Genomic DNA, 13,611 nt, shown 5'->3' on the forward strand with positions numbered 1-13,611 from the left:
GAGAGTGAGGCATGAGAAACTTCGAGGCACCGGGGCGTTCCGAAGCGTTCGGCGTGAACGGCATGGCCGCTACGACACACCCGCTCGCCACCCTGGCTGCAATCGATGTGCTACGCGATGGCGGCAACGCCGTAGATGCAGCCGTAGCCGCGGTCGCGATGCTTGCCGTCGTCGAGCCGACCCAGACAGGTGTTGGCGGGGATTGCTTTGTCTTGTTGAAGCGGGAAGGGCAGCCGGTCATTGCCCTCAACGGGTCCGGAGCTGCGCCGGCCGCTGTAAGTCTCGGCCGTCTCGCGGAAGCCGGAATCAGAACGCTCGATCCCGAAAACGTCCACACGGTTACGGTTCCGGGCGCTGTGCGCTCCTGGGCGCAGCTTGCTGAGGACCACGGTAGGTTCGATCTGGCGCGTCTCCTTGCACCGGCCATCGCAGCTGCAGAAAACGGCTATTTGGTCACCGAGCGACTGGCCCGGGACTGGAGCAGGCAGGTGCCGAAGCTGTCTCGCCTTGCTGCGACGACCTCGGTCTTCCTTCCCTCCGGGGGAGCGCCGAAGCCGGGCCACCTGCACGTGCAGCCGGCGCTCGCTCGCGCCCTCAGGGACGTCGCTGCAAGGGGCGCGGACGTATTCTATGAGGGATGGATCGCAGAAAGCATCGTTAAGACGCTTCGTTCGCTGGGCGGCTTTCACACGCTTGCGGACTTTGCCGCGTTCAGGCCCCGATACGAGACACCGATATCGACGTCCTATCGTGGCTACGAATTGTGGGAATGCCCGCCGAACGGCTCGGGCGTCGCTGTCCTTGCCATGGCAAATCTGCTCGACCGATACAATGTCGCGGACTTCGCTCCGGTATCGGTCGAACGCTACCATCTGCTGTCCGAAATTGCCCGCATCGGCTATGCGGAGCGGGACGCCTTTGTCGGCGACCCGGATACTGCACCGGTACCTGTCGAGCGCATGAAGAGCTCAGCTCGTGCTGACATCCTCACCGGGCGAATATCGCAGAACTCGCGGTTGGCCGACGTCGTTCCGATCGCGATGCCAGAACACAAGGACACGGTGTTTCTGTCCGTTGTCGACAAGGACCGCACAGCGGTCTCGTTCATCAACTCTATCTTCGACGATTTCGGCAGCGGTATCGTCGCCCCCGAGTGCGGGGTCCTTTTGCACAATCGTGGCTTCGGCTTCGTGCTCGAACCCGACCATCCGAATGCGTTCGCGGGCGGCAGGCGTCCTATGCATACGATCCTGCCGGCTATGCTCACCCGCGACGGCGAGTGCGTGCTTTCCTTCGGTGTGACTGGTGGTCACTTTCAGCCGATCGGACAAATCCAGATCCTGTCGAACCTGCTCGACTACAAGATGTCCGTGCAGGAAGCCATCGACCAACCGCGCATCTTCGCTCGCGGCGACGTGCTTGACGTCGAAGGAACCGTTCCGGCGCATGTTGTCGAAGGTCTTCGCGCTCTCGGGCACCGGCCGACGCCGGCGCCCAATCCACTCGGAACTGCCCAGGCGATCTGGATCGACCGGAAGCGCGGGCTTCTAAGGGGCGGGGCAGATTCCCGTCGTGACGGCGTCGCACTAGGCTATTGAGAGACCAAATGTCCAAAATACTCAGCGAAAACTTCTCCCTCCAACCTAACCCGAACCCTGTTCGTCAGGAAAAGTACGGCGAGAACGGACGCGGCGATATCCTCAGCCTCGCAGCTCTCGATCAGGCGCGAAAGGAGATCACGACCTGGCCCGGTTACCGTCCCACGGTGCTGCGGCGTCTGGACGGGCTGGCGCGCGCCGCGGGCGTGCGCACGATCTTCTATAAGGACGAGGGTGCTCGCTTTGACCTCGGCAGCTTCAAGGCACTGGGCGGAGCCTATGCGGTGGCCTCCTTCCTGCAGCGTCAGGTCGAGGCTCTCACCGGCAAGCGCCCGAGCACCGGGCAGCTTGCGGCCGGATTGCTGAAAGACATCACGGCCGGCATGATTGTGACGTGTGCAACGGACGGAAATCACGGCCGATCCGTGGCGTGGGGCGCCCGCACGTTCGGGTGCAGGTGCGTGATCTTCGTGCACGCCTCTGTGAGCCAGGGCCGCCGCGATGCGATCGCCGCCTACGGCGCTGAAGTACGCGTGGTCGACGGGACTTACGACGCCGCCGTTCGCGAGGCTGCGGATACTGCCGCGCGAAACGGCTGGCAGGTGATCTCCGATACGTCTTACGAGGGATATACCGACATTCCCCGCTACGTCATGCAGGGGTACGGAGTTATGGTGGAGGAGGCCATAGAGCAACTGCCGCGCGGTGTTTTTCCGACCCACGTCTTCGTGCAGGGCGGTGTTGGCGGCCTCGCGGCGGCCGTCTGCTCCTATCTTTGGGAGCGCTTCGGCGAGAGGTCGCCCCTGTTCTACGTGGCCGAGCCCGAGACGGCGCGATGCCTCTACCTTAGCGCGGTGGCGGGGCAGCCGACTGCCGACCACGGCACGCTGGACACGCTTATGGCTGGTCTTGCCTGCGGGGAGGTCTCCCTGTTGGCCTGGTCGATTCTCGATGTGGGCACCGACGGATTCTTCTCGATCACTGACGCTTCCGCGGCGGAAACGATGCGCTTGCTTGCCGATGGTCGATACGGCGATCATCCGATCGTCGCCGGCGAGTCCGCCGTCGCGGGTCTCGCTGCGGCACTTCTGGCGGCCGGTGACGCCGACGCACGGCATGCGGTCAAGCTGACTGAAGAGAGCGTGGTGCTGGTCATCGGAACGGAAGGAGCAACCGATCCAGTCGTGTACGAGCGGATCGTCGGAAAGCCGCCCGAGCGCGTCGTGGCCGGCTGGTCGAACGCGGCCAGGGAGGAACTGGTGCAATGACGTCGTCGGGCTGGAACAAGCTTGTTTCGCATGAGATCGACAAAGATCGCGAGGCTCTTGTCGATCTGTGCCGTCGATTTGTGGCGGCTCCGAGCATGAATCCGCCTGGGCGGACGACGGAGGTCGCGGACGAATTGCAGGCGTTTTTCCGGGAGAGGGGGCTGGCGAGCGAGCGGATCGCCGTTGTGGACGACGCCGCCAACGTTCACCTGACGCTGAGTGGCTCGGCGGAAGGAAAGCATGTGGTCTTCAACGCCCACATGGACACGATGCAGCCGGGCGACGAGTCCGCGTGGAGCGTTTCGCGTCTCGAATTGACCCGCAAGGAAGGTCGTCTTTACGGCCTTGGCATGGGAAACCTGAAGGGCGGTCTCGCCGCCATGGCCCTCGCGACGACAGTGCTTGCACGGCATCGCGAGCAGCTTCCGGGGACCCTGAGCTTCACGGCCGTTTGCGACGAGGTCATGTTCGGCGGACGCGGCACCGAGCACCTCCTCGCTGTTCGGCCGGATCTTGCCGGCGACTTTATGATCAGCGCAGAAGGTCCCGGTTTCATGGATTTCGCTGTTGCGGAGAAAGGCCTTCTCTGGGTCGATGTCGAGGCAACCGGACCGGGAGGCCATTCTTCCCGCGCGCTGCGGGGCGAAAGCGCCGTCGGCAAGCTCGCCAACTTCATGGCACAGGTCGATACCTTCAACGATGTCTTCGCGACCTTGCCGCAGGAGCTCAACGGGGTGACCGGCGGAGAAGGAAACTTGGGGCTTCGCTTGTCGGCCAACGCGGGTGTGATCGACGCGGGCGAAGTGCGCAGCCTGATCTCGCCGTCCGCGATTGCGCGGTTTGATTTCAGGCTTCCGCCGGGAATCAGTGTTGCAAGCGTCAAGGACCGCCTGCAGAGGATCGCCAGCACCATTCCGGGAATCCGTCTCTCGTACCCGAAGGAGTGGGATGCGAACTGGGAGGCGGTTGATAGCCCGTATGCGAAGAGCCTGATTCAAGCGATTGGTGAGGTGCGAGGAAAAACACCTCGTCTAGTCGTGCGACTTCCGGGCAGCGACGCCCGTCATTGGCGGAATAAGGGTGTTCCGGCCGCTTGTTTCGGACCGCAGCCCACGTTGTCGGCCGGTGTGGACGACTATGCCAATGAGCAAGACGTAGTCGATTGCGCGAAGATTTATGCTCTTGCGGCGATCGATCTCATGAGTCTTCGCTGAAACCATATCCTGGCTCTTCCAAGCGAGGAGCTGCCGCGAAAAAGTGTTTCTCGCCGAGTGAGTGGCGTGAGCGATCATCGTACAGACTAAATCAACGCTGGTCATTGACGGTACCGCAAGCCACGCCGTGCGACCGCGAGCGGTGTCGTTCCCGGCCAGGCACGCGCGGCCATCCGGTCGATTGACTCTGATACTTACCGAAGTCGGCATTCTTCCGAGCGACGTGAATTTTCCTGTGAATTCAAGTGCGTAATATTGTGACGGATCAGCCACCGGCAGTTGACCGTTGGCGAGGGCAATTTGTACTTAGAAAACAATGCGATAGAATCGCTCGAAATGAATGAGTGGGAGTAGGGCGGCCGGCTGCTATCGCGCAGTTTGGCGTAGTTTTGGTGAAGCTGTTCTCACTCCTCTCATATACGAGCTCTGGTCCGAGTTGTGGCCTCTACTTAACCCCGCTCGGTGTCTGAATTCGACCGCGCTTCCACGAACAGAGTATTGTGGCGCACTATAGCGTGCAGAGTGGCCGGAGCCTGCGAGGCGAAGCCTCAGTTTGAGGGATCGGCAGCAGTTGGAGCGAAGCGGACATCCGGGCCGACGGCAGCAACGGGCCAGAAGCATGTCGGTCATCAGTCTGGTGTCAATCACGGACCGGCGCTTCTACTTCGGCTCGAGGTGCAGCGATGGGGCCATTGCGCACTCATCGAAATGAAGCACGAACCTCATCGATGGTCAGCTTTGGGTTCTGCAGATGAGGAAAGTGCCCAATGCCGGGGAGGAGCGTGAGTTCTGCGTGGATACTTTCGGCGAACTCAAGGCCCATCTCTTTCTTGATGTAGAGGTCCTTCTCGCCCCGAACCACCTTCACCGGAGTCTTGAGCCTGGCCAGTCGCGATTCGAAATGATCCTGGTCCCGCGTAAAGTGCGAGTAGTAGTGGGAGAAAGCGTCTGCTGTCGTCATCGCGCCCTGGCTCCTGCGCGGGACATGTCGTCCTTGAATTCTCGCGACACTTCGAATTGCGCTTCCTTGGGCAAGCCTCTTGTGAAGGTGTTCTCAAGGATCTCGTCGCGATTTCTGTTCAGGTTGGCGCGGACCTACCTCGCTCCACCGCGGTCATGAGCAACCGCATATCCGTCAAATCGAAGCACAATTATTAATCTTCGGCGTCGCCGAAGTTTCCTATCGGAAATGACCAATTGTGGCGATCGGTAATGTGAGCGTAGCTTGCTAAGTGCGACGCCATGCTTGCCGATTTTGACTATAAAACAAGAAATTGGAGAATGGCGCCTTAGTGAGAGCGACATTTTTTCGGAGCTATCACGCTATATGCACGCGGATGCCATCGGCCTACGCGAAGTCAAAAATGGAGACACGGCCTGGTCCGAGGAGTCGAGATGAGTGATTATCTTTCGCGGCATGTTCTATTTGTCGCGCTGACGTTTTTCGTCGCCGGATTCGTCAAGGGCGTGGCGGGAATGGGTTTGCCGACTGTCTCTATGGGCGTCCTCAGCGCGATCATGCCGCCAGTCAGTGCAGCTTCTCTGCTGGTCATTCCATCCTTCGTCACAAATTTTTGGCAGTTGTTTACAGGGCCGAATTTTCTGGGCCTGATTAAAAGACTTTGGGTGATGATGCTCGGCATACTGGTTGGCACCCTTGCCGGCTCGTGGCTTTTGACGAGCGCCAATACCGTGTACGCAAGTGTTGGATTGGGTGCCGCCCTGATTATCTTTGCAGTGCACGGCCTATTTGCGAAGCCATTGTCGGTTCCCACGCGCTTCGAACGTTCATTGTCGCCTGTCATCGGGTTGGCAACCGGACTAATCAACGGAGCAACCGGAGTTTTCACGCTTCCCGCCGTTCCTTATCTTCAGGCTCTCGGTCTTTCCAAAAACGATCTCATCCAGGCGCTCGGGCTGTCGTTCACGGTCTCAACAATTGCATTGGCGGCAGGCCTCGCCCGTGGCGGAGCTTTCCATCTTGGAAGTATTACCCTGTCAGTCCTTGCGATCATTCCTGCGTTGCTGGGGATGCACGTCGGAACAATGGTCCGTGGGCGCATAAGCGCGGCAACCTTTCGACGTTGGTTCCTGATCCTTATCGCTATTCTTGGTCTTGAACTCGCTGCTCATCCATTCCTCTTCTGAAGCAGATGACGATGTCCGAGCGTATGACATAGACAGCCACGCCTACTACCGCTCGATGCCAGCCCACACGAGGGGGGGCGCCGGCCATAGCGCTTAAGAGATAGCGACCTTCGGCTCCATAAGCTGCTGCGCAAGCAAACCGGCGTGCGGTGTGAGCGCAGAGAAGTCACGCGCACAAAGATGAAGCTGCCTTAGCGCCCAGGAGTCTCGAAGGGGCACGATTGTCAAACCGAGGTGGCTCACATCTTTGGCGGAAGCTTCGGGCAAAATAGCGATCCCAACACCGGACTCAATCATCATTGCGATGTTCTCAACGCGCCTGAGTTGAATGCGGTAGTAAATTTGCCGACCCAGGCGTGCGGCGCGTTCTCCTAAATATGCTTCCAAGGCAGCGTCGGCCACGCCAACGAACGGCTCATCAACGACATCTGCGAAAGCTATCGATTGTTGATCGCTGATGCGGTGCGTTTCGCTCACAACAGCGACGAGTTGGTCTTGCGCGATAACGTGAGTCTGCAACGCCTCCAGACCAGTGTGGTAAGCTACAATTCCCAGGTCAGCACGACCTTCCAGGATGGCCCGTACAATCTCGGCGCTCGGTCGTTCATAGAGATCAATTGAAAGATCTGGATAAGCGACCAAGAAACGGTCGAGCCGAGGAGGAAGAAAAGCGGACAACCCGGCCGTGTTGGACAAGAGCCTGATGCGTCCTCGCAGGCCAGTGCCGTAGCTGCGCAACTCACCGCGCATCTGCTCTACCTGATCCAGAATCAACCGTGCATGGCGAACCAGAGCGTCACCGGCCGGCGTCGTAGTGACACCCCGCCTATTTCGCTCCAGGAGCTGGGCGCCAAGCGTAGATTCCATCCCGGAAATGCGTTCGCTCACGGAAGCGAGAGCCAGATTCATGCTCTCGGCACCCTTGGTGAGGCTGCCCCGCTCCACCACGGTTAAGAACAACCGCATATCCGTCAAATCGAAGCGCAATTCTCATCCTTCGCCTCGGCCGAACCAATCCATCGGAAATGGCCAATTGCGGCACCTGGTTGGCTTGCTTATCTTACCCCACAGGAAGCCATGTTCGCCAATTTTCTTTGTTAATACAATAGGTTGAAGAGATGGTGTTTTGGTGAAAGCTAGGTTTGCCGGCCGCAACATCACGCCATATGCGAGTGGATGCCATCGGCTTGCGCGAAGCTTTCAAATGCCATTGCCAGTCCGAGTGAGTCAAAACAAGGAGATTCACGATGAAGGCGATCATTGTGACGGACCAAGCTGCGGGTACGGCCGGGATGAAGCTGGTGGAACGGCCAGAGCCGCAAGGGGCAGCGCTCGCCAGCCTATCGGGCGCTAGTTACGGCGATGTCGTTGTTCAGGTCCATGCGTCGGGATTCACCGGAGATGAGCTGGCATGGCCCTCGACCTGGATCGACCGTCTCGGCCGTGACCGGACGCCTTCGATCCCCGGCCACGAACTGGCCGGAGTGGTCTCCGCCCTCAGTTATGGAACGACGGGGCTATCGGTGGGACAGCGGGTGTTCGGCCTCACAGACTGGACTCGCGACGGCACGCTGGCGGAGTATGTGGTCGTCGAGGCCCGCAACCTCGCCGCGCTACCCGGGGACGTTGACTTCACGGTGGGTGCGGCCCTCGTGATGCCGGGCCTGACCGCGTGGCAGGGGATGTTCGAGCACGGCCGCCTTTGTGCGGGGCAGAGCGTCCTTGTGCACGGTGCGGCTGGCGTGGTCGGTTCGATGGCAACCCAGCTCGCGCGTGAGGCCGGGGCATATGTCATCGGCACGGGACGCGCTGCCGGCCGCCAGACGGCTCTCGACTTCGGCGCGCAGGAGTTCGTCGACCTCGATAACGACGCTCTGGAAGATGTTGGCGGAGTCCATCTGGTTTTCGATGTCCTCGGCGGCGACATCGCGAAGCGGTCTGCAAGCGCGGTTCGAGCCGGGGGAACGCTGGTGACAATCGCAGGCCCGACAGAGGCGCGCCCCGCTGATGGCCGGACGATTGACTTCGTTGTCGAGGCCAATCGCGACCAACTGAGCGAGATCGTCCAGCGAGTGCGAGACGGACGACTGCGAACGAACATTGGCACTGTCGCGAGCCTCGACGATGCTGTCGCTGCCTTCAACCCGACCGAGCGACGGCCGGGGAAGACGATCATTCGCGTTCGTCCCTGAGGACTCGGGAAGGGAGGGCGATTCTTCACCTTCCCGCCTTTTCGCACGTGGAGATTAGTGAAGGTACTTCTCGTATGTCCCAAATCGACTGGCTAAGCCATCTCCTGCAAATGATGACGGTCACTGGCCAAGTGGAGGCCCGCTGCGTTTATGGATCACCATGGCTTGTGGACTTCGCGCAGTCCGCGGCACACGAAATTCCCTACCACGTTGTGCTAAAAGGCAGTGCCATTATTGAGGATCCGGAAACGGGGACGGCGACGGAATTGCTGGCCGGGGATATTGTGTTGTTGCCTCACGGGTCGGCACACGCCTTGCACGATGGCAGCGGACGTATACCGGGTCGAACCTACGAGCGCCAAGTTTCCGCAGGATGGATGCTCAGCGAGAACGATGGCGGAGGCGAGCATCTGGACATGTTGTGCGGGCGATTTTTCGTCGCACCGCCCCATGATCGGTTGATCCGCGATTATCTACCCAGGGCTCTAATGGTACGCGCCATGGCCGGTCGTGGTGAAGCGGGCATCGGGTCAGCTTCGAACCACCTGGCCAGTCTGGTGAGCATGATGCGCATAGAGTCCGCTGGCGAAAGACCAGGAGGGCACGCAATCCTCAACGGACTGACGCTAACGCTGTTCACACTTGCACTGCGCGCTGCAAGTGAGTCTGAACAGGCGCCTGCAGGCCTATTGGCACTTGCCGGCCATTCACGATTGGCACCAGCCATTTCAGCCATGTTCGACAATCCGGCGCGCCCCTGGAATCTTCAAGATCTGGCCGACTTGTGCAACATGTCTCGCGCAACCCTCGTGCGGCACTTTCAAGACAGGCTGGGCCGTTCTCCTATCGATCTTCTGACGGACATCCGCATGAGCATAGCCGCCAACGAACTGAAGAAGCCGGGAATGTCGACCGAGTTCGTGGCCGATGTAGTCGGGTATCAATCCGTGTCAGCATTCCGGCGTGTTTTCACCGACAAGGTGGGGATGGGGCCGGGGCAATGGCGGCGGCGCTTGGCACGCGAGGGCGAGGGCGAGGATGCGTTCGCGCTCGGTGTACATCCCGGATAAAAGACCCGAATATCGAGCTCAACTCGGCGAAAAAACGTCCGCCGTCCCGCGCCGCAACCGGGCGGATCGATCGTCTCGTTGTCTTGAGACTTTTAGGTCTTTTATTGAGCAGACCTAGTCTCGAATTCGGTATCGGCTGAGCTTAAAGCGGCAGGTCTTAACTGCGACGAGAGAGCCGAACCATGAGCCGCATCGCCATCCCCGCTGTCGAGTCCGCCACCGGCGCCACTGCCGATATTTATGCGCGTGTGAAAAAACTTTCCGGCGGTCGCGTTCCCAATACGTACGCCGCATTGGGCCACCTTATACCGGCGTCTTTGGCTGCCGTGCTCGACGCCCAAGGTACATTGAATTCGGGCAACCTGAGCCGGCAAGAGCACGAAACCATCAAACTGCTAATCAGTGAGAAGACCGGTTGCGACGTTTGCGTGGCTGCGCACAGCTTCGTCGGCAAACTGGTGGGTCTACCGGTCGATGCGCTGCATGCCATTCGCGCAGGGCAGCCCACGGGCGATGCCAAGCGTGATGCCTTGGTGCGTTTCGTATCCTACCTGCATGCCACGAGCGGCACGATCAGCGACGACGAGTTCAATGCCATCCGTGAGGCCGGCTACACCGACACCCAATTGGCGGAAATCTCGCTGACCATTGCACTCGGCATCTTCACCAATACCTTCAACCGCATCAACGGCACCGACGTCGACTTTCCGTCCGTCGAGTAAACCGCCCCGCCGGGCGGATAAGGCATCGCCCATCCAAGTTTGTTCTGGCTGCTTCTACATGCGGTGAGTGAGAGCAATTCCGCATAGCGCGAAAGCACCCGTGTACCTCGATCTATCCCATCATCCGTAGCGATAGTCGTGAACAACACAATCACCAAGGTCAATCCCGTCGTCGAATGTATCTTGAGCCGCCGCTCGAGCAAATTCTACGATCCAGCCGCCACTCTGAGCGACGATCAGATTCGCGAGCTAGTGCGCATCGGTACGACCGCGCCCACATCCTTCAATTGCAGAATTGGCGTTTCATCGCCCTACGTACGCCTGAAGCCAAGGCACGCCTCAGTCCGATCGCTTGGAGCCAGCCGGCGATCATGGATGCAGCAGTCACCTTCATCGTCATTGGCAGGTTGGCGGATGCGAACACTCTCCCACAGCGCCTGGCACCTGTCGTGGAAGCCGGGATCATGCCGGCACATATGGTGCCGAAGAGCGAACGCCGCGCACGCAGTCTTTATGACGACCAACCGCAGCGCCAGCGTGATGAAGCTATGCGGACCGCAACCTTTGGCGCAGCGGCGATGATCTATGCCGCGCACTCCTTTGGCCTGGGATCCACACCGATGATTGGTTTTGACGCCGACGCGGTGCACCGCGAGTTTGGTCTCGGCGAAAACGAAGTGCCCGCCATGTTGTTGACCGTTGGACCGGAGCGAGCTGGGAACTGGCCGCAGAAGCCGCGTATGCCGGTGGCCGATGTGCTTGATCTTCTCTAACCATTTTTAAAAACAATTCCGAATGTCGCCAGGCACGCCAATGCTGTTCCAGCAGGCAGCGCCTCGCACCGTCCTGCTCCATTTACGACAATCAGGTTGATCCCTGTAACGGCAGAGGTGCGAACCGCGTGTCTGCAACTGCGCCATGCAACACGGGGGAGAGAGCGCATCGTCGGTTCGGAGAAAGATGAGCATATCGAGCCTTTAATTGAGCCGAGTTCGTCTCGAACCACCTAGTGCGTGGCCGTATCTATACCTCTCCAACATGTCGATCAAAGGACCGCTATGACCACCGCCATCGCCGAAAACGCTCAAACTCGCAGTGCTAACGTAGGTCTCGTCATGACCAATGCATTCATCGAAACCATGCTGAGCCGCAGTGCTACGAAGTATTATGATCCGGAGGCTGTTCTGACTGACGAACAGATCACCGCCCTAGTGGAGATCGGGACCTCGGCGCCGACCTCGTTCAACTTCCAGAACTGGCGTTTCGTTGCCGTGCGTTCACCCGAGGCGAAGGAGCGGCTACGCCCGATCGCCTGGAACCAGGCGATTAGCTACGAAGCGGCGGTGACATTCATCATCATCGGCCAGCTCGCTGATGCGAGCACCGTACCCGCGGTCTTTGGCCCGATGGTGAAAGCGGGCTACATGCCGGCGGACCAGCTTCCTGAAGCGGAAAAGGGTGCCCGCGGTATTTACGACGATAACCCGCAGCAGCAACGAGACGAGGCGATGCGCAGCGCAACGTTCGGCGCGGCCGCGATCATTTACGCTGCCCGGTCGATGGGCTGGGGCTCGACCCCGATGATCGGTTTTGACCCCGCCGCGGCGAGAAAGGAATACGGCCTCGCCAACAACGAGATCCCCGTGATGCTTCTCGCGGTCGGGCCGATGCGTGATGGGAATTGGCCGTCGAAGCCACGCCGGCCCGTGCTCGACGTCCTGAGCTTCCGTTGAACCCATAACGGGGCGCACCAACACATACGGAGCTATCGATGTCCAGAATTACAACCCCTAAGCCGGAACACGTCCCGGCGGATTCGAAACCGACGCTCGATGCGTTCACCAAGAATATTGGATTCACCCCCAACATGCTGGCGTGCTTCGCGCAGAGCCCGGTTGCGTTCAACGCGTGGGCCGACCTAATCGGCTCCTTGAGCAAGACGCTTGACGTGAAGACCCGTGACAGCATCGGTCTCGCGGTCTCGGAGGTGAATGGCTGCAACTACTGCCTGACCGTGCACAGCTATACGGCCGAGCACATGGCCAAGTTGCCGGCCAATGACATCATCCTTGCGCGCCAGGGTCATGCCTCCGATCCGAAGCGCGACGCCGCCCTCCAGTTCGCGCGCAAGGTCATCCAGTCGCGCGGACAGGTCAGCGACACCGACCTGAAGACCGTGCGCGATGCTGGCTACACGGATGCGAACATCATGGAGATCATCGCCCTGGTGGCCATGTACTCCCTGACGAACTTCTTCAACAACGTGTTCGATCCAGACAAAGACTTCCCTCCCGTAAGCCCGGCTGGGTCGATCTGAGCTAGCGAGCGTAACGTTCGAGTCTGGATGCGCCTCAAGAAAAGTCGTTAAGAGCGCATCCAGGCGGGAGCAGTTAATTTTCCGGAGGAAATGTGCCCCAGGCCGATTGGCTGAGCCGGCTTCTGCAAATTATTACCGTCACCGGGCAGCTAGAGATTTGCTGCTCGTATGGTGCGCCGTGGCGTTTGGCCAAGTCTCAGTGTGCGGCACATGAGATTCCTTACCATATCGTGCTCAATGGCCGGACTGTAATCGAGTTTCTTGAGACGGATACTGAAACGACCAAAGAACTGGTAGGCGGTGATATCATCCTGTTGCCTCATGGGTCGGCCTATGTGCTGCACGATGGCAGTGGAGCTCCAGCGGGGCCGACTGATGTTCGGCAAGGTTCTGGAGGGTGGGCCTTCAAAAAGAATAGTGGCCCGGGTGAGCGTCTAGACATGTTGTGCGGGCGATTTTTCATTGGAGCGCCCCATGATCGCCTGATTCGTAACTGCCTCCCCACGAAGCTGGTAGTGCGGTCCATAGAGGGGCTTGCTGGGGACGATACTGGGTCAGCTTCGAACCATCTGGCCAATCTCGTGGCGCTGATGCGGATGGAGGCAACAAGCGACAAACCGGGAGGCGATGCCATCCTTCGCGGGCTTTCCTCGGTGCTGTTCACGCTGGTGTTACGTGCAGCGAGCGAATCTGAGTCAGCTCCAGAAGGACTGCTGGCGCTGACGAGTTATTCGCGACTTACACCGGCTATTGCAGGAATGTTCGGTGATCCGACGCGACACTGGAATCTGATCGATCTCGCTGACTTGTGCGGCATGTCGCGGGCTACCTTCGCGCGTCATTTTCAGGACAAGCTGGGGCGTTCGGCCGCCGATCTGTTGACGGATATCCGGATGAGCTTGGCCGCCAACGAGCTGAAGAAGCCGACGATCAGCATCGAGGTCGTGGCCGAATCGGTCGGGTATCAGTCTGTGGCGGCGTTCCGGCGCGTGTTCATCGACCGAACGGGGACGACACCAGCGCAGTGGCGCCGTTTGGCCCGCGAGAGAGCGAGCAAATAAGTTCGCGTTCGCTGTGCCAAT

Annotated in this window: 12 protein-coding genes and 1 pseudogene; 11 read left to right on the plus strand and 2 right to left on the minus strand. The window is 59.8% G+C overall.

Annotated elements, in window-relative coordinates:
- Window positions 1–11: 11 nt before the first annotated feature.
- Genes ggt through ACVIHF_RS11980 form a run of 3 tightly spaced genes read left to right on the plus strand, consistent with a single transcriptional unit; the run spans window position 12 to window position 4,080 of the window.
- Window positions 12–1,598, plus strand: a complete 1,587-nt coding sequence (gene ggt / locus ACVIHF_RS11970) for a gamma-glutamyltransferase (protein WP_310882548.1) — start codon at window positions 12–14, stop codon at window positions 1,596–1,598.
- Between the two features lie 8 nt (window positions 1,599–1,606).
- A complete protein-coding gene (locus tag ACVIHF_RS11975; protein WP_253609007.1) occupies window positions 1,607–2,866 on the plus strand; it encodes a diaminopropionate ammonia-lyase in 1,260 nt (419 codons plus the stop codon).
- The gene (locus tag ACVIHF_RS11980; protein WP_456780752.1) at window positions 2,863–4,080 is read left to right on the plus strand and encodes a M20 family metallopeptidase; all 1,218 of its coding nucleotides are present in this window, start codon (window positions 2,863–2,865) and stop codon (window positions 4,078–4,080) included. Before ACVIHF_RS11975 ends, ACVIHF_RS11980 begins: the two co-directional genes overlap by 4 nt.
- A gap of 700 nt (window positions 4,081–4,780) precedes the next feature.
- Here the strand turns inward: ACVIHF_RS11980 and ACVIHF_RS11985 are convergent.
- Complete coding sequence (locus tag ACVIHF_RS11985) at window positions 4,781–5,041, minus strand: alpha/beta fold hydrolase (protein WP_194295337.1); 261 nt, start codon at window positions 5,039–5,041, stop codon at window positions 4,781–4,783.
- A gap of 434 nt (window positions 5,042–5,475) precedes the next feature.
- Here ACVIHF_RS11985 and ACVIHF_RS11990 point away from each other — a divergent pair, with 434 nt between their 5' ends.
- Window positions 5,476–6,228, plus strand: coding sequence for a sulfite exporter TauE/SafE family protein (locus ACVIHF_RS11990; protein WP_456780751.1), 753 nt, complete (start codon window positions 5,476–5,478; stop codon window positions 6,226–6,228).
- Between the two features lie 93 nt (window positions 6,229–6,321).
- Here ACVIHF_RS11990 and ACVIHF_RS11995 read toward each other — a convergent pair whose 3' ends face one another.
- Window positions 6,322–7,215, minus strand: a complete 894-nt coding sequence (locus ACVIHF_RS11995; RefSeq protein ID WP_456780750.1) for a LysR substrate-binding domain-containing protein — start codon at window positions 7,213–7,215, stop codon at window positions 6,322–6,324.
- 260 nt (window positions 7,216–7,475) lie between these two features.
- On the opposite strand from ACVIHF_RS11995, the gene ACVIHF_RS12000 reads away from it, so the two are divergent.
- The 7 genes and pseudogenes from ACVIHF_RS12000 to ACVIHF_RS12030 all read left to right on the plus strand — a co-directional run bounded on the left by ACVIHF_RS12000 (window position 7,476) and on the right by ACVIHF_RS12030 (window position 13,590).
- Window positions 7,476–8,420, plus strand: a complete 945-nt coding sequence (locus ACVIHF_RS12000; RefSeq protein WP_456780749.1) for an NADP-dependent oxidoreductase — start codon at window positions 7,476–7,478, stop codon at window positions 8,418–8,420.
- A 74-nt stretch (window positions 8,421–8,494) separates the two neighbouring features.
- Window positions 8,495–9,490: a cupin domain-containing protein gene (locus ACVIHF_RS12005; RefSeq protein ID WP_456780748.1), complete on the plus strand. Its 996-nt coding sequence runs from the start codon at window positions 8,495–8,497 to the stop codon at window positions 9,488–9,490.
- 182 nt (window positions 9,491–9,672) lie between these two features.
- Entirely contained in the window at window positions 9,673–10,212 is a 540-nt protein-coding gene (locus ACVIHF_RS12010; RefSeq protein WP_456780747.1) for a carboxymuconolactone decarboxylase family protein, read from the plus strand.
- A gap of 132 nt (window positions 10,213–10,344) precedes the next feature.
- Window positions 10,345–10,985, plus strand: a pseudogene (locus ACVIHF_RS12015) (nitroreductase family protein).
- Between the two features lie 285 nt (window positions 10,986–11,270).
- Window positions 11,271–11,945: a nitroreductase family protein gene (locus ACVIHF_RS12020; protein WP_456780746.1), complete on the plus strand. Its 675-nt coding sequence runs from the start codon at window positions 11,271–11,273 to the stop codon at window positions 11,943–11,945.
- A 38-nt stretch (window positions 11,946–11,983) separates the two neighbouring features.
- On the plus strand, window positions 11,984–12,529 hold the full coding sequence (locus tag ACVIHF_RS12025) for a carboxymuconolactone decarboxylase family protein (RefSeq protein WP_456780745.1): 546 nt from the start codon (window positions 11,984–11,986) through the stop codon (window positions 12,527–12,529).
- Between the two features lie 92 nt (window positions 12,530–12,621).
- Window positions 12,622–13,590, plus strand: a complete 969-nt coding sequence (locus tag ACVIHF_RS12030; protein ID WP_456792135.1) for an AraC family transcriptional regulator — start codon at window positions 12,622–12,624, stop codon at window positions 13,588–13,590.
- The last annotated feature ends 21 nt before the right edge of the window (window positions 13,591–13,611 follow it).

Source organism: Bradyrhizobium sp. USDA 4506, assembly GCF_054058795.1.